The 26,258-nt window shown below is 72.1% G+C and carries 26 protein-coding genes; 13 read left to right on the top strand and 13 right to left on the bottom strand.

Annotation, left to right across the window (positions count from 1 at the left end; all coding sequences use genetic code 11):
* Positions 1–113: 113 nt before the first annotated feature.
* From ACJJVL_RS12095 to ACJJVL_RS12070, 6 genes are all read right to left on the bottom strand, one after another.
* Positions 114–545: a heat shock protein transcriptional repressor HspR gene (locus ACJJVL_RS12095; RefSeq protein ID WP_405218975.1), complete on the bottom strand. Its 432-nt coding sequence runs from the start codon at positions 543–545 to the stop codon at positions 114–116.
* On the bottom strand, positions 545–1,504 hold the full coding sequence (locus ACJJVL_RS12090) for a DnaJ C-terminal domain-containing protein (RefSeq protein WP_405218973.1): 960 nt from the start codon (positions 1,502–1,504) through the stop codon (positions 545–547). Before ACJJVL_RS12090 ends, ACJJVL_RS12095 begins: the two co-directional genes overlap by 1 nt.
* Positions 1,505–1,551: 47 nt before the next feature.
* Positions 1,552–2,262: a nucleotide exchange factor GrpE gene (locus tag ACJJVL_RS12085; protein ID WP_405218971.1), complete on the bottom strand. Its 711-nt coding sequence runs from the start codon at positions 2,260–2,262 to the stop codon at positions 1,552–1,554.
* On the bottom strand, positions 2,259–4,121 hold the full coding sequence (gene dnaK, locus ACJJVL_RS12080; RefSeq protein WP_405218969.1) for a molecular chaperone DnaK: 1,863 nt from the start codon (positions 4,119–4,121) through the stop codon (positions 2,259–2,261). Before dnaK ends, ACJJVL_RS12085 begins: the two co-directional genes overlap by 4 nt.
* Before the next feature lie 281 nt (positions 4,122–4,402).
* Positions 4,403–5,554 (bottom strand): cation:proton antiporter, encoded by a 1,152-nt coding sequence (locus ACJJVL_RS12075; RefSeq protein ID WP_405218967.1) that lies wholly within the window; start codon positions 5,552–5,554, stop codon positions 4,403–4,405.
* A 3-nt stretch (positions 5,555–5,557) separates the two neighbouring features.
* Positions 5,558–6,040 carry a cation:proton antiporter regulatory subunit gene (locus ACJJVL_RS12070; RefSeq protein ID WP_405218965.1) on the bottom strand — a complete coding sequence of 161 codons (483 nt, stop codon included), beginning with the start codon at positions 6,038–6,040 and terminating at the stop codon, positions 5,558–5,560.
* Between the two features lie 78 nt (positions 6,041–6,118).
* Between ACJJVL_RS12070 and ACJJVL_RS12065 the strand changes: the two genes are divergently transcribed.
* Positions 6,119–7,708, top strand: a complete 1,590-nt coding sequence (locus tag ACJJVL_RS12065) for an MFS transporter (protein ID WP_405218963.1) — start codon at positions 6,119–6,121, stop codon at positions 7,706–7,708.
* A gap of 318 nt (positions 7,709–8,026) precedes the next feature.
* Positions 8,027–8,965 carry an endonuclease domain-containing protein gene (locus ACJJVL_RS12060; protein ID WP_405218962.1) on the top strand — a complete coding sequence of 313 codons (939 nt, stop codon included), beginning with the start codon at positions 8,027–8,029 and terminating at the stop codon, positions 8,963–8,965.
* Positions 8,966–9,075: 110 nt separating this feature from the next.
* Here the strand turns inward: ACJJVL_RS12060 and ACJJVL_RS12055 are convergent, their stop codons facing one another.
* Entirely contained in the window at positions 9,076–9,567 is a 492-nt protein-coding gene (locus tag ACJJVL_RS12055; RefSeq protein WP_405218960.1) for a nucleoside deaminase, read from the bottom strand.
* A gap of 113 nt (positions 9,568–9,680) precedes the next feature.
* Here ACJJVL_RS12055 and ACJJVL_RS12050 point away from each other — a divergent pair, with 113 nt between their 5' ends.
* Complete coding sequence (locus tag ACJJVL_RS12050) at positions 9,681–10,259, top strand: 2'-5' RNA ligase family protein (RefSeq protein ID WP_405218958.1); 579 nt, start codon at positions 9,681–9,683, stop codon at positions 10,257–10,259.
* 235 nt (positions 10,260–10,494) lie between these two features.
* Here the strand turns inward: ACJJVL_RS12050 and ACJJVL_RS12045 are convergent, their stop codons facing one another.
* The gene (locus tag ACJJVL_RS12045) at positions 10,495–11,394 is read right to left on the bottom strand and encodes a hypothetical protein (RefSeq protein WP_405218956.1); all 900 of its coding nucleotides are present in this window, start codon (positions 11,392–11,394) and stop codon (positions 10,495–10,497) included.
* Positions 11,394–11,987 (bottom strand): dCTP deaminase, encoded by a 594-nt coding sequence (gene dcd, locus ACJJVL_RS12040; RefSeq protein ID WP_405218954.1) that lies wholly within the window; start codon positions 11,985–11,987, stop codon positions 11,394–11,396. Before dcd ends, ACJJVL_RS12045 begins: the two co-directional genes overlap by 1 nt.
* 186 nt (positions 11,988–12,173) lie before the next feature.
* Here dcd and ACJJVL_RS12035 point away from each other — a divergent pair, with 186 nt between their 5' ends.
* A complete protein-coding gene (locus tag ACJJVL_RS12035) occupies positions 12,174–12,617 on the top strand; it encodes a hypothetical protein (protein ID WP_405218952.1) in 444 nt (147 codons plus the stop codon).
* A 22-nt stretch (positions 12,618–12,639) separates the two neighbouring features.
* Here the strand turns inward: ACJJVL_RS12035 and ACJJVL_RS12030 are convergent, their stop codons facing one another.
* Positions 12,640–13,485 carry a DUF1206 domain-containing protein gene (locus ACJJVL_RS12030; protein WP_405218951.1) on the bottom strand — a complete coding sequence of 282 codons (846 nt, stop codon included), beginning with the start codon at positions 13,483–13,485 and terminating at the stop codon, positions 12,640–12,642.
* Between the two features lie 105 nt (positions 13,486–13,590).
* Here ACJJVL_RS12030 and ACJJVL_RS12025 point away from each other — a divergent pair, with 105 nt between their 5' ends.
* The 3 genes from ACJJVL_RS12025 to ACJJVL_RS12015 are packed head-to-tail and all read left to right on the top strand — an operon-like array spanning position 13,591 to position 16,680.
* Positions 13,591–14,772, top strand: coding sequence for a type III polyketide synthase (locus ACJJVL_RS12025; RefSeq protein ID WP_405218949.1), 1,182 nt, complete (start codon positions 13,591–13,593; stop codon positions 14,770–14,772).
* Entirely contained in the window at positions 14,769–15,536 is a 768-nt protein-coding gene (locus ACJJVL_RS12020) for a methyltransferase domain-containing protein (RefSeq protein WP_405218947.1), read from the top strand. The genes ACJJVL_RS12025 and ACJJVL_RS12020 overlap by 4 nt, the downstream gene beginning before the upstream one ends.
* On the top strand, positions 15,529–16,680 hold the full coding sequence (locus ACJJVL_RS12015) for an FAD-dependent oxidoreductase (RefSeq protein WP_405218945.1): 1,152 nt from the start codon (positions 15,529–15,531) through the stop codon (positions 16,678–16,680). The genes ACJJVL_RS12020 and ACJJVL_RS12015 overlap by 8 nt, the downstream gene beginning before the upstream one ends.
* Positions 16,681–16,699: 19 nt before the next feature.
* On the opposite strand, the gene ACJJVL_RS12010 is transcribed toward ACJJVL_RS12015, so the two are convergent.
* Positions 16,700–17,560, bottom strand: coding sequence for a UbiA family prenyltransferase (locus ACJJVL_RS12010; protein WP_405218943.1), 861 nt, complete (start codon positions 17,558–17,560; stop codon positions 16,700–16,702).
* 107 nt (positions 17,561–17,667) lie between these two features.
* Between ACJJVL_RS12010 and ACJJVL_RS12005 the strand changes: the two genes are divergently transcribed.
* From ACJJVL_RS12005 to ACJJVL_RS11985, 5 genes are all read left to right on the top strand, one after another.
* Positions 17,668–18,321, top strand: a complete 654-nt coding sequence (locus ACJJVL_RS12005; protein ID WP_405218941.1) for a dienelactone hydrolase family protein — start codon at positions 17,668–17,670, stop codon at positions 18,319–18,321.
* Between the two features lie 114 nt (positions 18,322–18,435).
* Positions 18,436–19,296: a Ku protein gene (locus ACJJVL_RS12000; RefSeq protein WP_405218939.1), complete on the top strand. Its 861-nt coding sequence runs from the start codon at positions 18,436–18,438 to the stop codon at positions 19,294–19,296.
* A 1-nt stretch (position 19,297) separates the two neighbouring features.
* A complete protein-coding gene (locus ACJJVL_RS11995; RefSeq protein WP_405218937.1) occupies positions 19,298–21,703 on the top strand; it encodes an ATP-dependent DNA ligase in 2,406 nt (801 codons plus the stop codon).
* 316 nt (positions 21,704–22,019) lie between these two features.
* Positions 22,020–23,309, top strand: coding sequence for a CaiB/BaiF CoA transferase family protein (locus ACJJVL_RS11990; protein WP_405218935.1), 1,290 nt, complete (start codon positions 22,020–22,022; stop codon positions 23,307–23,309).
* Positions 23,306–24,463 carry an acyl-CoA dehydrogenase family protein gene (locus ACJJVL_RS11985; RefSeq protein ID WP_405218933.1) on the top strand — a complete coding sequence of 386 codons (1,158 nt, stop codon included), beginning with the start codon at positions 23,306–23,308 and terminating at the stop codon, positions 24,461–24,463. The genes ACJJVL_RS11990 and ACJJVL_RS11985 overlap by 4 nt, the downstream gene beginning before the upstream one ends.
* An 88-nt stretch (positions 24,464–24,551) precedes the next feature.
* Here the strand turns inward: ACJJVL_RS11985 and ACJJVL_RS11980 are convergent, their stop codons facing one another.
* Together ACJJVL_RS11980 and ACJJVL_RS11975 are read right to left on the bottom strand one after the other, a co-directional pair.
* Positions 24,552–25,370, bottom strand: a complete 819-nt coding sequence (locus ACJJVL_RS11980) for a Cof-type HAD-IIB family hydrolase (RefSeq protein WP_405218931.1) — start codon at positions 25,368–25,370, stop codon at positions 24,552–24,554.
* A complete protein-coding gene (locus tag ACJJVL_RS11975; protein WP_405218930.1) occupies positions 25,371–25,895 on the bottom strand; it encodes a DinB family protein in 525 nt (174 codons plus the stop codon). It abuts the gene before it with no gap.
* A 130-nt stretch (positions 25,896–26,025) separates the two neighbouring features.
* On the opposite strand from ACJJVL_RS11975, the gene ACJJVL_RS11970 reads away from it, so the two are divergent.
* A complete protein-coding gene (locus tag ACJJVL_RS11970; protein WP_405218928.1) occupies positions 26,026–26,175 on the top strand; it encodes a hypothetical protein in 150 nt (49 codons plus the stop codon).
* Positions 26,176–26,258 lie beyond the last annotated feature (83 nt).

Below are 26,258 nucleotides of genomic sequence, written 5' to 3'. Positions count from 1 at the left end.
CCTCGCCTGACCGGCGCAACCGGGTGCGGCGCGGAGCCCCGACCCACGGGGCACCGGGGAGTGCATCCTCACCGTCGCTGCCACGCCCTCATTCTGGCACCGAGCCCCGGTCGTCAGTGGCGGCCCGGGCGCCAGAGCACCATCTGCCCGGGCTTCGCGGGGCGAGCGCCCGCGCGCAGCGCCGTGATGCCGGTGTGGCCGACCGCGAAGACGCGCCGGCCCGCCTGCTGCATGACGGCATCCGCGAGTGCGGCCTCCAGCTCGCGCACGCGCGCACGCAACTCGCGATTGTCGTCGCTCATCTCGAGGATCCGGCGGATGCCCTCGAGCGAGACACCCTCGCCCGAGAGCAGCTGCACCTGCTTGAGCCGCCCGATGTCGCGCATCGAGTAGCGCCGCGTGTTGCCCGCCGTGCGGGCGGGCTCGACGAGCCCGAGCCGGTCGTACTGCCGAAGGGTCTGGGCGTGCAGGCCCGCGAGCTCGGCGGCCGCCGCGATCGAGAAGATCGGCGACGACTCGTCGAGGCCCTCGGGCACGCCCAGCATCAGGAGGCCGTCGCCTTGGCGAGCAGGTCGTCCCGCGGTGACTCGGCCGGGCCCGCCTGCACGAACGCCTCGAGGTGCGAGACCTGCTCCTTGGTGAGGTGGCCCGGCACCGCGACCTGGATGGTCGCGAGCAGGTCGCCCGTGCCCTTCTTGCCCGCGACGCCGCGCCCCTTGACGCGCAGCACGCGGCCGGACGGGGTGCCCGGGGCGACCTTCAGCCGCACCGGAGCCCCGCCGAGCGTCGGCACCTCGATCGTCGCGCCGAGCGTCGCCTCGGCGAACGTCACCGGCACGTCGACGCGCAGGTTGAGGCCATCCATGGTGAAGACCGGATGTGGCCGCACCTGCACCGTGAGGATCAGGTCGCCGGGCTCGCCGCCGGCCGGGGACGCATCGCCCTTGCCCGCGAGCTTGATCTTCTGCCCGTCGTGGACGCCAGCGGGGATCTTGACGGTCATCGTCTTGCCGCCCACGGTGAGCTTGAGCGTGTCGCCCTGCACCGCCGACGTGAAGTCGAGCGCCGCCCGGGCGCTGACGTCGCGACCCTTCGGCGGGCGGCGCTGGCCGAAGCCGCCGCCGAAGCCCGCGCCCCCGCCGCCGAACATGCCGCCCAGCAGATCCTCGAAGTCGCCCTGCGAGTACTGCACCCGAGGTCCCCCGCCGAAGCCGCCGAAGACATCCTCGAAGCCCCCGGAGCCGCCGGGTGCGAAGCGCGGACGGCCGCCGGCCATCGCGCGCACCGCGTCGTACTCCTTGCGCTGCTTCGGGTCGGCGAGCACGGCGTGCGCCTCCGAGATCTCCTTGAAGCGAGCCTCGGCCGACGCATCGCCCGGATTCGAATCCGGGTGGAACTGCCGCGCGAGCTTGCGGTACTGCTTCTTCAGATCGGCAGCAGAGACATCCCTCGCGACGCCCAGCACAGCGTAGAAGTCCTTGTCGAACCAGTCATTGCTGGCCATGCGTCACCTCCTGTTCGTCTCGTACGGCCGCTGCACGCCCGCCCGGCTCACTCTGCCGGAGCGAACACCGCGACCTTGGCGGCGCGCAGCACGCGCTCGCCCACGCGGTAGCCGGTCTGGATGACGTCGGCGACGACCGTCTCGGTCACCTCGGGGTTCGGCAGCTGCGCGACGGCCTCGTGCTTGTCGATGTCGAAGGGCTCGCCGATCTCACCGAGCCGCACGACGCCGAGTGCCTCGAACGAACCGCGCAGCTTCGCCGCCACGATCGCGAGCGGCCCCTCGGCCAGGTCGCCGTGCTTGTCGGCGAGATCGAGGTCGTCGAGCGCGGGCAGCAGCGACGTGATGACGGATGCCGTGGTCGCCTCGCGGTCGCCCGCCCGCTCCCGCTCGACGCGGTTGCGGTAGTTGACGTACTCGGCGCGCAGGCGCTGCAGCTCGTCGAGCTGCGCCGCGGACTTCGCCTCGAGCGCTGCGCGCTCGGCGTCGACCGCCGCGGCCTCGCCCTCGAGCAGCGCGCGGTCCTCGGCGCTGAGCTGATCGTCGAGCGCCGCAGCCTCGCCGGCGCCGTCACCCCCGTCCGTGGCGGGCGCAGGCGCATCCGTCGACGCGGTCTGGTCACCCGCGCCGGCCTCGCCCGCCAACCCGGCGGCCCCGGAGCCGGCCGAGGCCGGCTCGCGGGGCTCGCCCGTCACGGGGTCGATGCGGCGCTTGTCGTTCACGCGCGGCTCCTCGAACTCCTCGTGCTGGTTCGTCATGACTTGTTGCTCTCGTCCTCGTCGTCCACGACCTCGGCGTCGACGACGTCGTCCTCGGGGCTCGCGTCGGCCTGCGGCTCCTCGCCGCCCTCTGCGGGCTGCTCGGCCTGAGCCTGCTGGTAGATCGCCTCGCCGAGCTTCGACTGCGACTGCTGCAGCCGCTCGACCGAGGTCTTGACCGCCTCGTCGTCGTCGCCCGCGAGCGCGGCCTTCACCGCATCCACGTCGGACTGCACCTCGGTCTTCACGTCGTCCGGCAGCTGCTCGCCGTTGTCGGTCAGCACCTTCTCGACCGAGTACACGAGGGTCTCTCCCGTGTTGCGCAGCTCGGCGGCCTCGCGACGGGCGTGGTCGGCGGCTGCGTTCTCCTCGGCCTCCTTCACCATGCGGTCGATGTCCTCCTTCGAGAGGCTCGAGCCACCGGTGATCGTCATCGACTGCTCCTTGCCGGTGCCCTTGTCCTTGGCGGACACGTGCACGATGCCGTTCGCGTCGATGTCGAAGGTGACCTCGACCTGCGGGATGCCGCGCGGTGCCGGCGCGATGCCGGTGAGCTCGAACGTGCCGAGCGGCTTGTTGTCGCGCGTGAAGTCACGCTCACCCTGGAACACCTGGATGGCGACAGAGGGCTGGTTGTCCTCCGCCGTCGTGAAGGTCTCGGAGCGCTTCGTGGGGATGGCCGTGTTGCGGTCGATGAGCTTCGTCATCATGCCGCCCTTGGTCTCGATGCCGAGCGACAGCGGCGTGACGTCGATGAGCAGCACATCCTTGCGCTCACCCTTCAGCACGCCGGCCTGCAGCGCGGCGCCGACGGCGACGACCTCATCCGGGTTGACCGACTTGTTGGGCTCCTTGCCGCCCGTGAGCTCCTTCACGAGGCTCGTGACCGAGGGCATGCGGGTCGAGCCACCGACGAGCACGACGTGCGCGATCTCGCTGACCGTGATGCCGGCCTCGCGGATGACGTCCTCGAACGGCTTGCGGGTGCGCTCGAGCAGGTCCTTCGTCATGTTCTCGAACTGGGCGCGCGTGAGCGTCTCCTCGAGGTTGGCGGGGCCGTTCTCGGTGAGCGAGAAGTAGGGCAGCTGGATGCTGGTGCTCGACGAGGCCGAGAGCTCCTTCTTGGCCTGCTCGGCGGCCTCCTTCAGGCGGCGCATGGCGATCTTGTCGTTCGAGACGTCGACGCCCGACTGCTCCTTGAAGCGGGTCTTGAGCCACTCGACGACGCGGTCGTCCCAGTCGTCGCCGCCGAGCCGGTTGTCGCCGGAGGTCGAGCGCACCTGGATGGTGGAGAAGTCGTCGTCCTTGCCCACCTCGAGGAGGGACACGTCGAAGGTGCCGCCACCGAGGTCGAAGACGAGGATCAGCTCGTCCTCCTTGCCCTTGTCGAGCCCGTAGGCCAGGGCGGCCGCGGTCGGCTCGTTGATGATGCGGAGCACGTTGAGACCGGAGATCTCACCGGCCTCCTTCGTGGCCTGGCGCTCGGCGTCGTTGAAGTAGGCGGGCACGGTGATGACCGCGTCGGTGACAGGCTCGCCGAGGTAGGTCTCTGCGTCCCGCTTCAGCTTGCCGATGATGCGCGCCGAGATCTCCTGCGGCGTGAGCTGCTTGCCGTCGATCTCCTGCTTCCAGTCGGTGCCCATGTGGCGCTTGACCGACGAGATGGTGCGGTCGACGTTCGTGACGGCCTGGCGCTTGGCAGGCTCGCCGACGAGGGTCTCTCCGTCCTTGACGAATGCGACGACCGACGGGGTCGTGCGGAAGCCCTCAGCGTTCGCGATGACGGTGGGCTCACCGCCGTCGAGGAACGCGACGACGGAGTTGGTGGTGCCGAGGTCGATGCCGACTGCTCGTGCCATGGTGGATCCTCCTGGTTCGCAGCAACGCTGCGGTGGTGGTGGTGTGCGTCTCTGCCTGATTCCGGCGGAGGAGACCACCGACATCCCCCAACCGCATCCATCGGATGCGCTGGCGGCGGGCTCGTCCCCCGGAACCGCAGTCGCGACCAGCACCCGGGTGGGCACCGACTTGAGTCGCGATGGCTCAAGTTTCCCATCTTGAGTCGTGACGTGTCAAGTTTGGGGCCTGTGCATCCGCCGTGAGATCCGGCACTGCGCATCATGCGCCGGTCGCGGGACCGCTACGCGGCGACGGGGCGCAGCGTGGGAACGATGAAGCGAGCGAGCAGCGGGCCGCCGATGGCTGTGATGAGCACGTAGCAGGCCGCGAGCGCGCCGATCTCGGCGTATCCGGCGCCGACGGCGAGCGCGGCGATCACGATCGAGAACTCGCCGCGCGGCACGAGCGCCGAGCCGGCGCGCAGGCGTCCGCGCCACTGCACGCCGTCGCGACGTGCTGCCGCCCACCCGGTGGCGAGCTTCGTGGTGGTCGTGAGCACCGCGAGCATGAAGGCGGCGGGCAGCACGGGCACCAGATCGGCGGGCACGATCGGCAGCCCGAACGAGAAGAAGAAGATGGCTGCGAACAGGTCGCGCAGGGGGCTGAGGATGACGCGGGCCCGCACCGACAGCGAGGGCGGCACCGCGATGCCGACCAGGAAGGCGCCGACGGCCGCGGATGCGCCGAGCAGCTGCGTCAGGCCGGCCACCAGCAGCATGATGCCCAGCAGCCGCAGCAGCACCTGCTCGTCACTGGGATGGCTCAGCAGCCGGCCCAGCCGCACCGAGGCCCGGCGGGAGGCGATGAGGATGGACAGCACCGCCGCGAGCGCGAGCGCCACCGCGCCGAGCGCCTGCCACCACTCGGCCCCGGTCAGCACGGCGATGAGCACGGGGAGGAAGATCGCCATCGCGATGTCCTCGATCACCAGGATCGAGAGCACGGCGGGCGTCTCGCGGTTGCCGATCCGGCCGAGGTCGCTGAGCAGCCGCGAGACGATGCCGGACGACGAGACCCACGTGATGCCGGCGAGCGCCAGGCACGCGGGCAGCTGCAGGCCGAGGAGCAGGCCCATCAGGTAGCCCGTGCCGGCGTTGAGCACCATATCGATCACGCCCGAGGCGCTGTGCCGCTTGAGCGACTGCGCGAGCTCTTCGGAGGTGAACTCCAGGCCGAGCATGAGCAGCAGCAGCAGCACGCCGATCTCGGCCGCGGGACCGATGAACGGCTCTGCATGGCTCAGGTCGATGATGCCGCCGGCGCCCAGCCCGACGCCGGCCAGCAGCATCAGGGGCACCGGCGAGATGCCGAAGCGGTGCGCGATCAGGCCCAGCAGCGACACCCCGAGCACCACGGCCCCCAGCTCGAGCAGGAGTGGGGCGACGTCGGCCATGGATCAGGCCGGTTGCAGCCGGGTGCGCAGCTGGTCGATGCCTGCCGATGAACCGGTGACCACGAGCGCATCGCCCGCCGAGAGCGGCTCCTCGGGGCCGGGCGCGGCGATCACATCATCGCCGCGCACGATGGCGACGATCGAGCAGCCGGTGAGCGTGCGCGCCTTGGTGCTGCCGAGCGGCTGCGCCGCGAACGGGGAGCCGGGCTCGACGACGAGCCGCGCCGAGTCGAGCCCGGGCACATGTCGGGTCACGTCGAGCATGCCCTCAGCGATCCTCGCCGCGCCCAGCAACTCGGCCAGCGCATCCACCTCGTGCTCGTTGAGAGAGAGCCCGAAGCGCACCTCATCCGGATCCTCGGCACCCAGCACGTACACGTCGGCGTGGCCCTCGCGATGCACGACGAGCGAGAGCGGCACGCCCTTCACCGTCGTCATGTCGTAGCGCATCCCGACCCCGGGCAGCATGGTCTGCGTGATCTCCACGCGGGCATTCTCGCATCGTTCCCGCACGAGCACCCGCGCCGCTCCCCCGATCCGGCCCGCGAGCCCTACGCTCGAGCCATGAGCGCCCCGCAGCAGCCGCCCTCGCCCGCCGGCAGCAGCCCCTCGCCCGCCGCCGGTCCGCTCGACGGTCTCGTGCAGCCCTCGCAGATCGGCGTCGAGCCCGTCACGCAGCGGGAGCTGCGCCGCCGCGCCACGGCCTGGGCGATGTGGGACTGGGGCTCGGCGTCGTTCAATGCCGTCGTGACGACGTTCGTCTTCAGCAGGTACATCGCATCCGACCTCTTCGTCGACCCCGCGATCGTCGCCGCCGGCGGCGATGGCCTCACGCGCGCGCTCGCCGGCAACGCCTCGGTCGTCGCCTGGGCGGTCGCGATCGCGGGCCTGCTGGTCGCGCTGCTCGCCCCCATCATCGGCCAGCGATCGGACGGCGGCGGGCGACGCAAGCTGTGGGTCGCCGTGAACACGGGGCTCACGATCCTCGCGATGGTCGGCATGTTCTTCGTCACGCCCGTGCCGGAGTACATCTGGCTGGGCGCCGCGCTGCTGGCCGCCGGCAACCTCTTCTTCGAGTTCGCCTCGGTCAACTACAACGCGATGCTGCACCAGGTCTCGACCAAGGCCTCCCTCGGTCGCACCTCCGGCTACGGCTGGGGCATGGGGTACGTGGGCGGCATCGTGCTGCTCGCGCTGCTGCTGGTGCTGTTCATCTTCCCCATTGCCTCGCCGGACGCGGGCGGCGTGCTCGGGCTGCCGAACGGGCGCGATGGCGCGGCGCTCGACGTGCGGCTCGCGGTGCTCGCCTCCGCCGTGTGGTTCCTGATCTTCGCGCTGCCGCTGCTGCTGCGGGTGCCGGAGCTGCCGCCCACCGGCGCCGTGCCCGCTCGCGTGGGCCTCATCGAGTCGTACCGCATCCTCTTCCGCACCGTTGCCCGCATCGGTCGCACGGCGCCCAAGACGCTGCTCTTCCTGGTCGCGTCCGCCATCTTCCGCGACGGCCTGTCCGGCGTGTTCACCTTCGGCGCCATCATCGCCTCGTCGGTGTTCGGCTTCGACGCGACCGAGGTCATCCTCTTCGCCATTGCGGCGAACGTCACGGCGGGCGCAGGCACCTTCATCGGCGGCTGGGCGGATGACCGCTTCGGGCCGAAGATCGTCATCGTCATCTCGCTCATCGTGCTGTCGCTGTCGGGGCTCGCGGTGCTCTTCGTCGAGGGCAAGTCGATGTTCTGGGTGTTCGGCCTCGCGCTGTCGACCTTCGTCGGGCCCGTGCAATCGGCGTCGCGCTCGTTCATGGCGCGCATCACGCCCGAGGGCCGCGAGGGCGAGATGTTCGGGCTCTACGCCACCACGGGGCGTGCGGTGTCGTTCCTCGCGCCGCTGCTGTTCGGCATCTTCGTCTCGGTGACCGGCGACACGCGCTTCGGCATCCTCGGCATCGTGCTGGTGCTGCTCGCGGGCCTCGCGCTCGTGCTGCCCGTGCACCCGAGGCCGACGGTCATCACCGATGACCGTGCGGGTGCGGGTGCGGGCACGGGTCCTGGCGCGGGTCCCGGCGCGGGCACCGGCGCGGGCGCGGGCACCGGCACCGGCACCGGCACCGGCGCCGATGCTGCCACCGGTACCGAATCGTCGCCTCCTCGCCCCTAGCCCGACACTTCGGTACCGCAACGCGCGCGGCCGACGACTCGCCGCCACCGCACCGGTACCGAAGCGTCGCCGCGTCGCTGCCGACGCGGCCGTTCCGTACCGCAACGCACGCGCCCGCCCACCGGGCGTGCCACCCCGCACCGGTACCGAACCGCCGCCTCCGCGCTCTCGAGACGACACCTCCGTACCGCAGGCCGATCGGCAGAGCGTGCGGTCGCGGGAGTCACGGCGGGCTGCAGGGTCGCGCGAGCACGCCTCCTCCACAGGCGCCTGCGGCCGCGCGGCGGGCGATGCCGCGGATCCTCCACACTGCGCGGCATGGTCCGTCACGCTCCGCTGCCCGAGCCGCTCGCGAGCGGTCCGTTCTCCGTGGCGCGCGCTCGTGAGGAAGGCGTCACGGCCCGGCGACTGCGCGGCACCGACCTCGTGGCACCGTTCCACGGCGTGCGCGCACCGTGCCTGGCGACGGACGTCCAGGCGCTCGCGGACGCGTACCGGCAGCGGATGCGTCCTGGCCACGTCTTCGCCGGCATCACCGCCGCGCGGCTCTGGGGCCTGCCCGTCTCCACGTTCTGGAGCCGAGCCGAGCCCCTGACCATCGGCATCCCGGCCGGGACGACGAGAACGCGCGCCCGCGGCGTGGTCACGCACGAGTTCGACGCGACTCGCCTGACCTCCACCGAGCTCGACGGACTGCCGATCCTCGATCCGCTCAGCACCACGATGATGCTGGCCCGCGAGACAGGGGGCGATGACCTCGTCACGCTGCTGGATGCGCTCATCACGCCGTCGCCGATCTACCACGGCCTCCGCTTGCCCGTGCGGCCCTACACCAGCGTCTCAGCGCTGCAGGCCTTCGCCGAGCAGTGCCACGGCCTCCGCGGCGCCTCGGCGTTCCTCCCTGCAATCGATCGCGCGCGGACAGGGGCCGAGTCGCCTCCGGAGACGCGCTCGCGACTCGAGATCGTCGCTGCCGGGCTCCCCGAACCCGTGGTGCAGTTCGAGGTGTGGAGACAAGGCACCCTGCAGGCAGTGATCGACCTCGCCTACCCGGAGTGGATGATCGCGATCGAGTACGAGGGAGAGCATCACCTGACCGATCCCGTGCAGTGGGCGAAGGACATCCGTCGACAGGAGCTGCTCGAGTCGCTCGGATGGATCGTCATCCGCGTGACCAAGAACGACCTGCGCCATGGCGCTCGAGGGCTGGTGCACCGTGTCCGATCGGCGCTCGCGCGGCGGGGCGTGTCGGTGTGAGGTGCGCCAACCGCCAGCGCGTGCAGGGCATGGCGCCTCGCGCCGCACGGCTCCGGTACCGACTGGTCGGGCCGCGGGGTCGCCGGCGACGACCCGGTACCGGAACGCGGCTAGTACGCGGTGCGCTCAGCGTTGGCACGCCAGGCGTCGAACGGGGCGACCGCATCCGCCGTCTCGGCCTGGGCCACCGGCATCGCGTCACGGTGGTCGTCGCCCTCGAAGTAGGCGTAGAAGGCAGCGTCGTCGAAGCCCGCCGCGGCCGCGTCGTGACGGTCGGCCGCGAAGACGATCCGATCGATGCGCGCCCAGAGCGCGGCGCCCAGGCACATCGGGCAAGGCTCGCAGCTGGTGTAGAGCACGGCGCCGTGCAGGTCGAAGGTGCCGAGCCCCGTGCATGCGGCCCGGATCGCCGTGACCTCCGCGTGCGCGGTCGGGTCGTTCGAGGCCGTGACGCGGTTCACGCCCTCGAAGGCTCGCCCCTCGGCCGTCACCACGAGGGCGCCGAATGGCCCGCCGCCGTCGTGCACGTTCTCCGCTGCGAGCGCGATCGTGCGCTCGAGGTGCGCGTCGGAGTCGTTCATCGGTGCGTGCGTCTGCGGCATCGCGTGGCCTCTCTCTCGGCGGCATCGGCAGCGACGCCCGGACCCATTGTGCCGTGCAACGAGCGCGGACGATCAGATGGCACGGTCGCAGGACGTTGCGAGAGCATGGGCAGATGGAACCCGCGGCGAGCGGCATCACGAGCATCGAGCTGCTGCTCGACGAGGCCGCTGAGGCGCGCATCCGCGCCGAGTGGGAGGCACTCGCGGCGGCCGGCATGTCGAGCATGGCCGGCCACGAGGCCGCGAGCAATCGTCCGCACGTGACGCTGCTCGCGCGGAGAACCCCCGTGCCGCGTCGGCTCCGCCTGAGCGCGATGAGCCTGCCGCTGCCGCTGCAGCTCGGCCCCCCGCTGCTGTTCGGCGACGGCGACCGGCGGGTGCTCGCGCGGTCGATCGTGCCGACTGCAGGGCTGCTCGCGCTGCAGCACGCGGTGCTGGTCGCGGTGGGCGGCGGCGGCGACGACGAACGCGCGGGAGAGGACGCCGCGAGGCACGAGCACGCGCCGCGTGACGACGCCGAGCACTTCGCGCCTGGGCGCTGGACGCCGCACGTGACGCTCGCCAGGCGCATCCGCTTGGTCGACCTGCCGGGAGCCCTGCGCCTGCTCGGGCCCCCGATCGACGCACAGGGCGTGACGTTGCGCCGCTGGGATGCCGCGACGGCGACCGTCTCGCGCATCGACCTCGGCTGAGGTCGGCACCGCGTTGCGGTACGGAACGGTCGGCTGCTGCGATTGGTCGCGACATCTTGGTACCGCCCCTCCGGCGGCGGGCGCGGCTGCGGTACCGACTGGTCGCCAGCGAGCGGTGGCGGCGACAGTTCGGTACCGGCGCCGGGGCGGGCGCGGCCGGGCGCGGCGGCCGTGGCGGGCGCGGCGCGGGCGCGGCGGGCGTGGCGGGGGCGGCGCGCTGGGAAGGAAGGGCCCGTCAGAGCACCGGGTCGGTCGCGCGCACGCGCTCGGCCTCGATGGCGGGGTGACCGAGCAGGCGCCCGATGAGATGTGCGCTGCCACCGACGTGCGTGATGTCGAGATCCATGTCGGTCGCGACGAACCACGCGGGGGCGCCGGCAGGCTCTGTGGGCCAGAGCGCATTCGGTGTGCGGCCCTGGTACGGCCAGTCCGCACGCCAGCCCAAGCCCGCCTCGCGCTCCCACCGCGGATCGGTGAAGGTGATGAGCTCTGTGCGAAGCAGCACGTGGCCGCGCGCCTGCTGCTCCCGCGGGAGCCCGAGCACGTGCTGTCGCTGCAGCGCAGCGGCAACCTGCGGGTCGATTGCCGCGACCTGCTCCTCGCGGTGCCGCCGCTGCGCAGTGCGCTGCAGCTCCTCGCGCTCGGCGGCCGTCGCCGGCTCATCGTCGCTCCAGATCATGAACCAGCTCGAGCCGGTCGGGTCGAGCCCGTTCCCCTCCCAGACGCCGGCCAGCACCTCCGCGTCGCCGTGCTCGTCGCGCAGCACCGATGCGAGGTCGGCCAGCAGACCGATGGGGATGTCGCCGACATGCGGCGCCAGCACTCGGCGGCCACCGCGCAGCTCGTGGTGGTCGTCGCCGAAGCGCTGCTGCCAGGCCGTCCACGAGTCGTCGCCGACGCGACCGCCGATGAGCGCGTCGGCGTCGGCCCACGAGATCTCACGGGCGTCGTACTGCACGTTGCCCCATCGATCGGGTGTGCCCGTCGGCGTCTCGAGGGTCGCCGGGTGCAGGACGCGCGCGTAGGCATCGAAGATCGGCGGCACGAGCGTCGCGACCGTGCCGTCGTTGTGGAGCGCCTCCTGCACCCAGCGGGCGCTCGAAACATCCGACTCGACCCGCAGCGGGCCCGCCATCAGTCGCGCTCTGTGGTGGGGATCACCGTGCGGTGGAAGCTCTGGAACGACCGCGACGCCGTCGGTCCGCGCTGGCCCTGGTAGCGGTTGAGGTTCGGCCCCTGGCCGTAGGGGTGCTCGGAGGGGCTGGAGAGCTGGAAGTAGCAGACCTGCCCGATCTTCATGCCGGGCCACAGCTTGATCGGCAGCGTCGACACGTTCGACAGTTCGAGCGTGACGTGACCGGAGAACCCGGGATCGATGAACCCGGCCGTCGAGTGCGTGAGGAGGCCGAGGCGTCCGAGCGACGACTTCCCCTCCAGCCGTGCGGCGACGTCGTCGGGCAGCGAGATGCGCTCGTAGGTGGCGCCGAGCACGAACTCCCCCGGGTGCAGGATGAATGCCTCGTCGTTCGCGACCTCGACGAGCCTCGTCAGCTCCGGCTGATCCTCGGCCGGGTCGATGAACGGGTACTTGTGGTTGTCGAACAGGCGGAAGCCGCGGTCGAGGCGCACGTCGACGCTGGAGGGCTGGAGCATCGACAGCTCGAGCGGGTCGAGGCCAAGGGAGCCGGAATCGAGCCGGGCACGGATGTCGCGATCGCTGAGCAGCACGAGTGCGAGCGTATCGCCCGGCACGCACCGCGGCGGGCCCGCCCAGCCGCCACCGCGGGCCCGCCGGCCCCGCCGACGCGATTCGCGCCGCACCGTCAACGATGCGGCATGCAATCCGACGGCTGGCCGACAGGCTGGTGGAGTTCACAGCGGAACAGAGGACGATGGTGCGCAAGGAGGTGCACGATGGATCGCAATCGCAATCGCCGACTCGAGGATTGGGTCGAGCTCGCCGCTGCCGCCGTCGAGCGCTCCCGCCGATCGATCGGCGCCGACGAGGTGGCCCGCCGCGTCGAGGCATCCGTCTCCGACGAGGACTACGAGACGGTCGTGCGCGTGCTCCGGACGATGGGCCGCGACCTGCAGTCCACGGGCAACGATCTCACCGCGCTCGACGAGCGCCTGCGCGCCAGCACCCATGTCGAGCACCACCCGCACGTCCCGGAGACGCCCGAGGATGCCGCAACCCACGAGCAGCGCGTGGATGCCCCCGAGCAGAACCCCGAGCCGACGCTCCGCGACCTACCTGCTCGGCGGCGCTCGGACCTGACCCCGGCGCAGCTCGCGATGCAGCTCGCCCGCCTGCGAAATCCGATCCTGCCCCACCCCGGTCGCGGCCGACGCGTCTGATCGGACGCGCCATCCGGCGCGGTCAGCGGTGCCAGAGGCCGCGCGCGAAGCAGTAGATGCCGTAGAGGATGAGACCGACCGCGATCGCGATCAGGGCGATCACGCCGCCCGGCACGGTGGTGAGCGACTGCAGCGCGCCGTCGAGCCCGCCAGCCTGCTCCGGATCGTGCGTGATCGCCGCGGTCACGAACAGCACGCCCACGATCACGATCGCGAGTCCCTTCGCGGCGTAGCCGGCCATGCCGAGCAGCTCGACCGGTCGGCGGTAGCGGGCCGGCGGGGAGACATCCTCGAGGAACTTCTTCCGCACGCCCTTGATCACGAAGAACACGCCGACCGCGGCGATGCCGACGCCCACGGCGCCCACCAGGAACAGCCCGAACGGCTGCTCCATGAGCGTCGCCGAGAACGACTGCGCTCCCTGCTCCCCATCGCTGGCGCTCCCGAGCGCCGCGGTGAGGGCGGTCACGCCGACCGCCGCGTACGCGATCCCGCGACCGGTGCTCTTGAGCGCGTCCTGCTTGTCGCGGCGAGTCTCGGAGACGGCAGACACGAACGCGTGCACCGCGAGCAGGAGCATCGCGATGGCCACCGCCCAGATCGCGATGCCACCGAGCGGTGTCTGCTGGATCGCTCGCATCGCGCCGTCCTGATCGGCGGAGCCGCCATCGCCGAACGCGATCCCGAGGGCGATCGCGCCGATGACGATGTGCACGAGGCCGTTGGCGAACTGCCCAGCCGTCGTCACCCAGTCGGCCGCGGGATGGTTCTCCGCGCGCGCGGCAGCAGACTGCGCCTTGTCGGTGGCGCCGTCGGCCGTCGACTTCGCCTTGGATGCCGCGGAGCCGTGTCCGCTATCGCGTGCCATGCGCACACGCTAGCCCGTGCGGCTGGGATGAGCACCCTCGTTGCGACGCCGCTGCTCCGGTCTCCCGCCGGGGGAATGCAAAGGGTTCGGTCGTTACAGTCGCGTATGCCCATCTCCATCCGCTCCATCGAGACCGCGGTGCCAGCGACGGTGCTGCGGCAGGACGAGATCCGCGACCTGTTCGCGCGCCAGCCCGACCTCAGCCGACTCGGCGGCCGTCTGGTGCACGCCGCGTTCGACGCCTCCGGCATCGATACCCGATACACGGTGATCGATGAGCTCGGCACCGAGCACGCGCGTCGGGTGGTCGAGGAGTCGGGCGAGGATGCCGAGCCCGTCACCTTCTACGACGCGGCATCGGGCGCGATCCTCTCGCCCGCGACCGGCAGGCGCAATGACGTGTTCACCGGCACCTCGCCCGCGCTGTTCCTCGCGGCCGCCCACGCGGCGCTCGATGCGGTGCCGGATCTCGACGCAGCCGACATCACGCACGTGATCACCGTCTCGTGCACGGGCTTCTTCGCCCCAGGCCCCGACTTCCAGATCGTCCGCGAGCTCGGGCTGGCGCCCTCCACGCAGCGGTACCACCTGGGCTTCATGGGCTGCTACGCCGCATTCCCGGCGCTCCGCGCGGCCCACGCGTTCTGCCTCGCGGATCCGGATGCCGTGGTGCTCGTGGTCTCCGTCGAGCTGTGCTCGCTGCACCTGGCATCCTCCGACGACCCCGACACGATCGTCGCCTCATCGGTCTTCGCCGACGGAGCGGCTGCCGCGGTCGTCACGGGGCGCCCGGCGCCCAAGGGTGCCGCGGTCCTCGACCTCGACGCCTTCGAGACCGTCATCACCCCGATCGGGGAGGCGGACATGGCGTGGACGATCGGCGACCACGGCTTCGAGATGGTGCTCAGCCGCTACGTGCCGTCCATCATCGAGGAGCACATCGTGAGCGCGCTGACACCGCTGCTCGAGACAGCCGCTGCGGTCGCGGACCAGCCGCATGCCGCGATCCCGCGGTGGGCGATCCATCCGGGCGGCCGCAGCATCCTCGACAAGGTGCAGAGCACGCTCGGCCTGTCCGACGCACAGCTGGAGCCCTCGCGGGAGACGCTGCGCACGGTCGGCAACATCTCGAGCGCGACCGTGCTGTTCGTGCTGCGCCGCATCCTGCACGGCGAGGCGCAGCGCGCGGAGGGCGACCTCGTCTGCGCGATGGCGTTCGGGCCGGGGCTCACGGTCGAGACCGCGCTGCTCACCCATCGCATCACCGGCGACGAGCTGGCGGCGTGACGGCACCGGTGCCCGGCGCGATCCCCCGCCCTCCGCGCCGGCCCGACCTGGCGATCCGGGAGCGCGTGGAGCGCGAGCTCATGGACGACCCCGACTGCGATGTCGATGCGCTGCACCGCACCTACGCGCTGTTCCAGCCGATCAACCGCCTGGTCGCGGGATGGCGCCGCATCTACACGCGCCAGCTGCGGCCCGCGCTCTCCCCCACCCGCGCCACGACGCTGCTCGACATCGGCTCCGGCGGCGGCGACGTGCCGCGGGCGCTCGCGGCATGGGCCGTGCGCGACGGCCTGCTGCTCGACGTCACCGCGATCGATCCGGACGAGCGTGCGCACGACTTCGCGAGCGCGCTGGACCCCGTGCCGAACGTGCGGTTCCGTCGAACGCGCAGCGCCGACCTCGTCGCAGCCGGGGAGCGATTCGACATCGTCACCTCGAACCACCTGCTGCACCACCTCGACCAGGCGGATCTCGCGGCGCTGCTGGCCGACAGCGAGCGCCTCGCGCGCCGGCTCGTCGTCCACAACGACATCGCCCGCAGCGGCCTCGCCTACGCCGCCTACCGGGCGGCGACCACACCGCTCGCGCGCCGATCGTTCGCGCACTTCGACGGCTCCCTCTCGATCCGGCGCAGCTACCGCGCCCCGGAGCTGCGCGGTGCGCTGCGGGCGATCGGTGCCGACGGCGGATGGTGCGTCGACAGCGCCGTGCCGTTCCGCGTGCTGCTGCGCTGGACGCCGCCCCGCGGGCAGTCGCATGCGTGACGTCCTGATCGTCGGCGGCGGCCCGGTCGGCCTGCTGCTGGCGACCCTGCTGGCCGACGCGGGCCTCGACGTGACGGTGTGGGAGCGGCGGCAGTCGGTCGCTCCCCTGTCGCGCGCCATCGGCATCCATCCGCCCTCGCTTGCCGCGCTGGAGCAGGCCGGCATCGCCGAGGCCGTGCTCGCCGAGGCGCTGCCGATCCGGCGCGGCATCGCGAGCTGCGGCGACCGCGTGCTCGGGCAGGTCGCGTTCGACCGCGCGCACCCCCGGTTCCCGTTCGTCGCGGCGCTGCCGCAGTCGCGCTCCGAGACGCTGCTCGCGGCGCGGCTCGACGAGCTCGCGCCAGGGGTGCTGCGGCGCGGTGTCGTGCTGGAATCGCTGCTCGACATCGGCGATCACGTGCGCGCCGTCGGGCGCGACGACCAGACGGATGTCGCCCGCTCGCCGCTGATCGAGGAGCGCGCCCGCTTCGTGATCGGCGCCGACGGCGCACGCAGCGCCGTGCGCGAGCTGCTCGGCATCGCCGCACCCGCCTACGACTACCCCGACACCTACGTCATGGGCGACTTCGCCGACACCGGACGCGAGCCCGTCGCGTTCGTGCACCTGGAGCCGGACGGTGTCGTCGAGGCCTTCCCGCTGCCGGGCGGGGCGCGCCGCTACGTCGTCCACACCCCGCACCCCGCCGAGCCGAGCGCCGCCTGGCTCGCGGAGCTCGTCGCCGCGCGCACGGGCGTCGGGCTCGAGGCGGCGAGCGCGACGATGCTCAGCGCCTTCAGCGTGCGGCGTCGGTTCGCGCGGCGCATGATCGCGGGGCGCGTCGTGCTCATCGGCGACGCGGCGCACGAGATCAGCCCGATCGGTGGCCAGGGCATGAATCTGGGCTGGCTGGATGCCGCGGCGCTCGCGCCCATCCTGGTCGAGAGCGTGCACCGTGGCGCACCGGACGTCGCGGCGCTGCGCGCGTTCGGGTCGCGCCGCACGGCGAGCGCGCGCCGCGCCGCGCGCCAGGCGGAGCTGAACATGGCGCTCGGCCGGCCGGTGCGGGGAGCGCGGCTCGCGGCGCGGAACGCGGCGCTGCGAGCCGCGCTCCGCAGCCCGGCGAGCGGTCTGCTCGCGTCGGTCTATGCGATGCGCTGGTCCTGACGCGCGATGATGCGCCGGCTCAGGAGATGAGGCGGGTGCCGCTCAGCCCCAGCTGCACGGCGATCAGCAGCGACGCGACGATCACGAGCTGGAACAGCAGCCGGCTCGGCGGCCGGCGCACGACGAGCACGATGCCCCACGTGGCGATCGCGAGCGATGCCGCGAGCCCGCCGATCGCGACCGGCGACGGCGTCGCACCGGCGCCCGCGAGCACGTCGGACACCCACGGCCCCACGAGCACGAGCAGGGCCGCGACGGCGAGCGCGACGAAGGCGACGACGCCCGAGACCACTCGGCCCAGCCGATGCGGCAGGCCGACCACCCCGGTGCGCGCGTCGTCGGCCAGGTCGGGCAGCACGTTCGTGAAGTGGATCGAGATGCCGAAGACCGCGCCGACGGCGATCGCCCAGGGCGCCGCGACCACGGGCTCCGGCAGCGCGAGCGTGACGACGGTCGGCAGCAGGCCGAAGCTCACGATGAACGGCACGACCGACCAGGCCGTGCGCTTGAGACCCGCGTTGTACGCCCATCCGGACGCCACGAGCACGAGGTGCGCGAGGCCGGCGCCAACCCCGAGCCAGAAGGAGATCGCGACCGACACCGCGAACGCGACGAGCGCCGCTGCGCGCACCGTGCCGACCGTGACCAGTCCCTGCGCCACGGGCTTGTCGCTGCGGCCGACGGCCCTGTCTCGCTCGGCATCGATCCAGTCGTTCGACCAGCCGATCGAGAGCTGCCCGGCGAGGATCGCGAGCGCGAGCGCGACCACGCGCAGCGGCGCCATGCCGACGGCAACCCCGAGGACCGCGGACAGCGCGGTGACGGCGACTGTCGGGCCCGGGTGGGAGGACAGCGCGAGAGCCGTTGCCCGGGCGAACATCCCGTCAGCCTAGGGGAACCCCCGGGGACGCCGACTACCCTCTCCTCAACACGCGCGGCTGGGCCGCGCAACGGCGGAGCCGACGGCTCCACGAGCGAGGAGGCAGCATGAGCGAGACCGGAGCGAGCGCACAGGCGCCGACGAGCTGGCACGGCACGGCGGGCGATCCGATCGTGGTGCTGGCGCACGACTGGAACGGCAGGCTCCCGTGGATCGAGGACTTCGCGGCCACGCTCGCCGGCGAGGGTTTCCGCGTCGCCGTCCCGGACTTCTACGAGGGCCGCACGACCACCGACGATGACGAGGCGGGTGCGCTCCTCAACGAGCGCTACGACGACATCGACGGCGCGAACCGCATCCTCAGCGAGGCGATCGGCGAGGCTCGTGCGGAGGGCAGCGAGCGCGCGGCGATCGTGGGCTTCTCGATGGGCTCGACGCTCGCGCTCGGCTATGCGGCGCACGGAGCGCTCGAGGCGGTCGTGGCGTACTACGGCGCCGCCATGCCCGGCATGCAGACGGGGCCGCGCACACCGGTGCTCTTCCAGCTCGCCGAGACCGACGACTGGAGCGGCCGCGAGGCCCCGGAGGACTACCGCGTGCGGCTGAGCGCCGAAGGCTACGAGAATGTCGAGCTGCGGCACTACGAGGGATCGGTGCACGGGTTCCAGAACGCGCAGATCGCGAAGCGCTACAGCGCGGATGCCTCGGCTGCGGCCTGGCAGTCGACGGTCGCGTTCCTGCGCGCGCACCTGCTGACGTGACCGCCGCGCTCGGGTGCGAGCGGTCGCCGCGGTGACCATGGCGGCATCAGGCTCGGCGGCGATGCTGGGAGATGCCCCCTAGCGACGCCCAGGCCGGTGGTGAACAGTGAGACCATGCGAGCGATCTGGAAGGGCTCGATCACGTTCGGGCTCGTGAATGTGCCGGTCAAGCTGTACTCGGCAACCGAGGAGCATGACCTCGAGCTGCATCAGGTGCATGACGCCGATGGTGGGCGCATCCGCTACCAGCGGCACTGCGAGGTGTGCGGCAAGAAGGTCGAGTACGCGCACATCGACAAGGCCTTCGACGACGGCGAGCAGACGGTCGTGCTCACCGCAGAGGATCTGGCAGCGCTGCCGGCGGAGCGCAGTCGCGAGATCGAGGTGCTCGAGTTCGTGCCGAACGAGCAGATCGATCCGATGCTGCTCGACCGCAGCTACTTCCTCGAGCCCGACTCGAAGAGCCCGAAGGCCTACGTGCTGCTGCGGCGGGTGCTGGCCGAGACCGAGCGCACCGCGATCGTGAAGCTGTCGCTGCGGCAGCGCACCCGGCTCGCCTCGATGCGCGTGCAGGACGACGTGCTGGTGGTGCAGACGCTGCGCTGGGCCGACGAGCTGCGCCAAGCGGACTTCGACAGCCTCGACACCGACGTGCGGATCGGCACGCGCGAGATGGAGCTGGCGCGCTCGATCGTGGCAGACCTCGAGGCCGATTTCGAGCCCGAGCAGTACGTCGACGAGTACCAGCAGCAGCTGCGCACGCTCGTGGAGGCCAAGCTCGAGCAGGGCGACGCCCTCGACACCGCCGCCACCTTCGGCGAGCAGGAGGAGGACGAGGGCGGCGAGGTCATCGACCTGCTGGAGGCGCTGCAGGCCTCGGTGGCGAAGAAGAAGGCGGATGCCGCCGGCTCGGCCAAGAAGCAGCCAGCCAAGCGCGCGGCCGCGAAGAAGCCGGCCAAGAAGAAGCCGGCCTGACGTGGCGGCGGCCGAGCGCATCACGGTCGGCGGGCGCACGCTGCGCTTCACGAACGCCGACAAGGTGCTGTACCCGGCGACCGGGACGACCAAGCAGGACGTGCTCGAGTACCTGCTGCGCGCATCCGGGCCCCTCATCGCCCACGCCGTCGGGCGCCCCGTCACGCGCAAGCGCTGGCCGGACGGGGTCGGCACGGCAGCGCTGCCGGGCGACGTGTTCTTCCAGAAGGCGCTGGAGCGCGGAGCACCCGACTGGATCCCGACCATCGAGCAGCAGCACTCGACCGGCAAGAAGCTGTATCCGGTGCTGTCGGAGCCCGCGGTGCTCGCGTGGATGGCGCAGATGGGCGCGCTCGAGCTGCACGTGCCGCAGTGGCGCGTGGTCGATGGCGAGCAGTGGCGGCCGGACCGGCTGGTGCTCGACCTCGACCCGGGCGAGGGCGCCGATCTCGACGACTGCGCGCGCGTGGCGCTGTGGGCGCGCGAGCTGCTCGTGGACATCGGGCTGGATCCGATGCCGCTCACGAGCGGCTCGAAGGGCATCCACCTCTACGCCCGGCTGGATGGCACCGTCACGTCGGAGCAGGCCGGCGAGGTCGCGCACCAGCTGGCGCGCTCGCTCGAGGAGCTGCATCCCGACCTGGTCGTGAGCGACATGAAGAAGGCGAAGCGGCACGGCAAGGTGCTCATCGACTGGAGCCAGAACTCCGCGTCGAAGACCACCGTCGCCCCCTACTCGCTGCGCGGGCGTTTGCGGCCGACGGTGGCGGCGCCGCGTACCTGGGACGAGCTGGCGGCGGGCGGGCTGCGGCAGCTGGAGTACCAGGAGGTGCTGGAGCGGCTGGAGCAGGGCGGTGACCTCATCGCCGCGCTCGACCCGCCGCCGGATCGGCTGGCGAAGTACCGCGGGCTGCGTCGGGCCGACCGCACCCCGGAGCCGATCCCGGCGGCGGGGCAGTCGCCCGAGGGCGACGGCAACTCGTGGGTGGTGCACGAGCACCACGCGAGGCGGCTGCACTACGACCTGCGGATCGAGCAGGACGGGGTGCTGGTCTCGTGGGCGGTGCCGAAGGGGCTGCCGGGCGCCAACGACGGCAACCGGCTCGCGGTGCAGACCGAGGACCACCCGCTCGAGTACGGATCCTTCGAGGGAACGATCCCCAAGGGCGAGTACGGCGCCGGGAGGATCGCGATCTGGGACGCCGGCGAGATCGAGCTGGAGAAGTTCCGCGACGACGAGGTGATCGGCACGCTGCGCGGGCGCGCCGACGGAGGCCTCGGCGGCGATCCGTATCGCTTCGCGCTCATCCGCACCGATGCCGAGGCGCGGCAGTGGCTGCTGCACCGCATGAAGGAGCAGGACCCGGTACGGGATGCCCGCAAGAAGGGCTACGCGCCGCCGGTGCGCGCCGCTCGCGAGCGCGGCGCGAGCGCGGCCGCGAAGACGCGCCTGCGACCCATGCTCGCGGAGGCGGGTGCGGCATCCGACATCGACGACGAGCGCGAGTGGTCGTTCGAGCTGAAGTGGGATGGCTGGCGGGCGATCGTGCAGGTGCACGGCGACGAGGTGCGGCTGGTGAGCCGGAACGGCAAGGAGCACACGGCTGCGTTCCCCGAACTGGTCGCGGCGCTGCCCGCGGCGATCGATGCTGAGGAGGCGGTGCTCGACGGCGAGATCGTGGTGCTGCGGCGCTCGGGGTCGGCGGCGGGCTCGGCGAGCTTCGAGGCGCTGCAGGATCGCGCGGGGCTCGACGGCCGGGCGGCCGCGAAGGCGGCCGAGCGCGCACCCGCCACGCTTCTGCTGTTCGACGCCCTGGAGGTGGACGGGAGGCGGCTCGTCGACCTGCCGCTGACCGAGCGGCAGGAGCAGCTCGGCGATCTCGTGCGGGAGGGCGCCCGCGTGAAGCGCTCGAAGCCGCTGGAGGGCTCGCTCGCGCGGATCCTGGAGGCGACGGCCGAGCGGGAGCTCGAAGGGGTCATTGCCAAGCGGGTCGACAGCCGATACCTGTCGGGCAGGCGCTCCCGCGACTGGCTGAAGCTGAAGCACGTGCGGGCGCGCGAAGTCGTCGTGGTCGGCTGGTTGGAGGGCAACGGAGCGCTCAGCGGCACGGTCGGCTCGCTCGTGCTGGCGCTGCCGGGCGAGGACGGCGGGCTGCGCTACGCGGGGCGCGTCGGCACGGGGTTGACGGATGCGCAGCGCGGCAAGCTGCGCGACGGGCTGCGGGCGAGGAAGACGCCACCGACGATCGCGGATCTGCCCGCCGACGTCGCGCGGAAGGCGCACTGGGTGCGGGCGGCGATCGCGGAGGTGGAGCACACCGAGCAGACGACGTCCGGCGCCCTGCGGCACCCGGTCTGGCGGGGCCTGCGGCCCGACAAGTCGCTCGCCGACCTGAACCCCGAGTAGGAGGGCGCCCTCGATCTCGTGACCACACCCCCGCAGGTCGAGGAGCGTCCGCCGCAGGCGCACGCGTCACGAGACCGGATCCGCCCACCCCCGCAGGTCGAGGAGCGTCCGCCGCAGGCGCACGCGTCACGAGACCGGATCCACCCTCGATCTCGTGACGCCGGCGGCCTCCGGCCACCGGCTCCTCGATCAGCGAGCTCTCGCCGCCCCCGCCCCCACCCCCGCAGGTCGAGGAGCGTGCGCCGCAGGCGCACGCGTCACGAGACCGGATCCGCCCTCGATCAGCAGGGCGCGCGGGATCCGGCATGCTTGAGCCATGACCCGTGCTGCGCCCGACGACGCACCACTCGCAGGCATCGTCGTCGCCGACCTCTCCCGCGTGCTCGCCGGTCCCCTCGTCGGAGCGAGCCTCGCCGACCTCGGCGCGCGCGTGATCAAGGTCGAGCAGCCCGGTGCGGGCGACGGCACGCGCACATGGTCTCCTCCCCCATCCGCCACCGGCTCCACCTACTTCGACAGCGCCAACCGCGGCAAGGAGTCGGTCGTGCTCGACCTCGCCGACGCCCCCGATCTGGCGCTCGCCCGCGAGCTCGTCGCGCGCGCCGACGTGGTGATCGAGAACTTCCGGCCCGGCGGTGCGACGAGGCTCGGCCTCGACCGCGACGCACTGCGCGACGAGCATCCCGGGCTCGTGTGGTGCTCCATCACCGGCTACGGCTCCGAGCCCGGCGGTGCCGACCGCGCAGGCTACGACTTCGTGCTGCAGGCGGCCAGCGGCCTCATGCACATCACCGGCGACGCCGACGGCCCACCGACGAAGGCGGGGGTCGCACTCGTCGACGTGCTCACCGCGAAGGATGCGCTCGCCGGCATCCTCGCCGCGCTCCTGCGCCGCGGGCGCACGGGTCGCGGCGGCCTCGTGGAGGTGGCGCTGCTCTCCAGCATCCAGGCAGCGCTCGTGAATCAGCTGCAGGCGGTGCTGGGACCGATCGTCGACGGGTCCGCGGCGGATGCCGCCAGCGGCGCCCCCGAGCAGGAGCCCCGGCGCGCCGGCAGCGGGCACCCGTCGATCGTGCCGTACCAGCTGCTCGAGACCGGCGACGGCCCGCTCGCGGTCGCGGTCGGCACCGACGGCCAGTTCCGCGCCTTCGCGTCGCTGCTCGGCGAGCCCGCGCTCGCAGACGACGTGCGCTTCGCGACCAACTCGCAGCGGGTCGCGCACCGCGACGAGCTGATCCCACTGCTCGAGCGCGCGCTCGCCGACGACAGCGCCACGGCCTGGGAGCAGCGGATGCTGCGCGCAGGCCTTGTGGCCAGCCGGGTGCGCACGATCGGCGAAGGGCTGCAGCTGGCCGCAGAGGTCGGGCTCGACCCGATCCGGTCGGTGCAGGGGGCCGCGGGAGTCGGCAGACAGCTCGCGTCGCCGATCCGCCTCGATCGCGTCGCGCGCACCGCGAGCGCCGCACCACCGCTGCTCGGCGAGCACGACGCATCCGTGCGAGCCTGGCTCGCGGAGCCTGCACGAGCCGACGGGCAGGCACGCGCCCGGGCCGCATCCGAACCCGCTGAACGCAACCCGTCTGCATCTCACAGAGGAGCACCATGACCACCGACCTGCTCGACATCGAGTCGCTGCTCACCGACGAGGAGCGCGCCGTGCGAGCGCGGGTGCGGGCGCTGGTCGACCGCGAGATCACGCCGCACATCGCCGACTGGTTCGAGCGAGCGCACTTCCCGCGCGAGATCATCCCGAAGCTGGCCGCTGAGGGCCTGCTCGGCATGCACATCACGGGCTACGGATGCGCCGGGCGCTCGTCGGTCGAGTACGGCATCGCGATGCAGGAGCTCGAGGCGGGCGACAGCGGCATCCGCACGTTCGTCTCGGTGCAGGGATCGCTCGCGATGTCGGCGATCGCGAAGCACGGCTCGGAGGAGCAGCGCGAGGCGTGGCTGCCGCGCATGGCTGCCGGTGAGGTGGTCGGCTGCTTCGGGCTCACAGAGCCGAACGCGGGCAGCGATCCCGGATCGATGCAGACCTTCGCGCGCCGCGACGGCGACGACTGGGTGCTCGACGGTGAGAAGCGCTGGATCGGGCTCGCCTCGATCGCCGACGTCGCCGTGATCTGGGCGCAGACCGACGAGGGCGTGCGGGGCTTCCTGGTGGAGACATCCTCGCCCGGCTTCACGGCGACCCCGATCGAGCCGAAGCTGTCGATGCGCGCGTCGATCCAGTGCGACATCGCGCTCGACGGCGTGCGAGTGCCTGAGTCGATGCGGCTGCCGGCGGCGCGCGGGCTGCGCGCGCCGTTCGAATGCCTCAACGAGGCGCGATTCGGCATCGCGTGGGGAGCGCTGGGGGCCGGCCGGGATGCGCTGGAGGTCGCGCTCGCCTACGCCGGTGAGCGCGAGATCTTCGGACGCCCGCTCGCCGGCATGCAGCTGACGCAGGCGCGGCTGGCCGAGATGGTGCTGTCGCTGCAGCAGGCGCAGCTGCTCGCGCTGCACCTCGGACGTCGCAAGGACGCCGGACTGCTGCGCCCGCACGAGATCTCGATGGGCAAGCTCGCCTCGTGCCGCACCGCCATCGACATCTGCCGCGAGGCGCGCGCGATCCTGGGCGGCAACGGCGTCTCGCTCGAGCACTCGCCCATGCGGCATGCCGCCAACCTCGAGAGCGTGCGCACCTACGAGGGCACCGACGAGGTGCACACGCTCGTGATCGGGCAGGCGCTGACGGGGCTGGCGGCGTTCCGCGGGTAGCCCGGGCGTCGGGTCCCACTTGCGGGCGTTCCCGCGGACGCTGCTGCACGTCGACCCGGGGGCATCTCCGCCGCTCAGCTCGCGGGCGTCAGCCCAGCAGCCGCTCCAGCACCTGCACGACGCCGTGCTCGACGTTGCTGGGCGCGCGGTAGCGGGCGGCGCTGCGCACCTCGGGGTGCGCGTTGTCCATCGCGAAGGTCCACTCGGCGTCGGCGAGCATGCCGAGATCGTTGAGGTAGTCGCCGAAGACGACCGTCTGCGCGGGCGTCACATCGAGCTCGCGCTGCAGGGCCTCGACGCCCAGCCGCTTGTCGACGGTGTCTCGCGTGACATCGACCCAGTGCGGCGAGCCGATGGTGATGCGGTGCCCGTCGTGCACCGGCTCGAGCCGGCGGGCCGCCTCGTGCGACGAGGTGCCCGTGGCATGCACGGCGAGCTTCAGCACATCGTCGGTGTGCTCGAGCAGATCCGTCACGGATTCGAGCGCCACGTGGTACTTGTGCGCCTGCTCGACGAAGACGGCATCCCGCGACTCGATCGAGGCGATCTCGCGGCGGCTCACCACGAGGCCCAGCTGCCCCTCCGTCTCCCGCACGCGGTGCACGATCTGCCGGACGGCATCCGCATCCACCGTGGTCGAGCCGATCACCTCGCCGTCCCGCGTGACGATGGCGCCATTCTCGGCGATGCTGGAGAGCCGGCCGGCGCGCTCGAACAGGTGCTCGAGTGTCGCCAGCTGGCGACCGCTCGCGGGCACGAACGCGATGCCGGCGTCGTGCATGCGCTCGAGCAGCGGCCAGAAGGCATCGGGGATGCTGCCATCGCTGTCGAGCAGCGTGCCATCCATGTCGGCGACGACGAGCCGGATGTCGAGGCCTCTGGGAGCCTCGCGCCAGACGGCCGCCACTCAGTCGGCCCGCTGCACGTCGACGACGTGGTGCTCGAGGTCGTGCAGCGCGTAGCGCAGCAGCGTCTCCACCGTGAAGACCGAACCGTTCGAGCGTCGACCGCTGCGGTTCCACGCGTCGGTCGGCACGGCATCCGCCGCGTTCGCGAGCGATGCCGCCGCGAGGTCGAGCGCTGCGGCCACGTGCTCGGCGTCGAGGCTCCGGTAGCCGCCGTCGAGCGCAGCGCGATCCTGATCCCAGTTCGCGAACTCGGGGTCGTCGTGCTCGAGCATCTGCTCGAGCCGCGTCAGCATGACGCCGCACACATCGCGCACGTGTGCGCCGTACTCGAGCGGCGACCAGGTCTCATCGTCGGGTCGCTCGGACACGGCCTCGCCGTGCAGTCGCTGGTGGATGGCCGCTGCCGCGTGTCGGATGCGTCGACCGATGTCCTCGCGCTCCACCTCCAGCGGGTCGAACGCGCATTCGGGGCAGCGTTCGTGCAGGACCCAGGTCCAGTCCTTGGTGTCGGGTGCGATCGGCATGCCCTCAGCATCCCATCCGCGGGGATCATCCGGGAGGATGACGCCCACTGACCGGCAGGCGGACGCGCCCGGCCGAGCCCGCTCCATAGCGTCGAGACCACGGCGATGCCGCATGCGAAAGGGGCCCGTCATGGACATGTTCGACCTGCTGGAGACGGTTGCGAGCGTCGCGCTCGCAACGCTGGCGCTCGCCACCGCGACGGTGGTGGTGGTCGGCGGCGTCATCGCCATCGGCGCGTGGGCGCTCGGAGCCCTCGCGCGGCGCGTGCGCCGAGCCTGAGCCCGCCCCCTCCCCCCTTCCCGCATCGAGCCCCGTCCGTCAACCGAGCCTGTGGTCTGACGGCCCGAAAAGGCAGCGTCAGA

This window comes from Agrococcus sp. Ld7 (assembly GCF_045064095.1).
Taxonomy (GTDB): domain Bacteria; phylum Actinomycetota; class Actinomycetes; order Actinomycetales; family Microbacteriaceae; genus Agrococcus.
The sequence above is the reverse complement of the archived record's forward strand: the minus strand, read 5'-3'. Positions and strand labels throughout refer to the sequence as shown.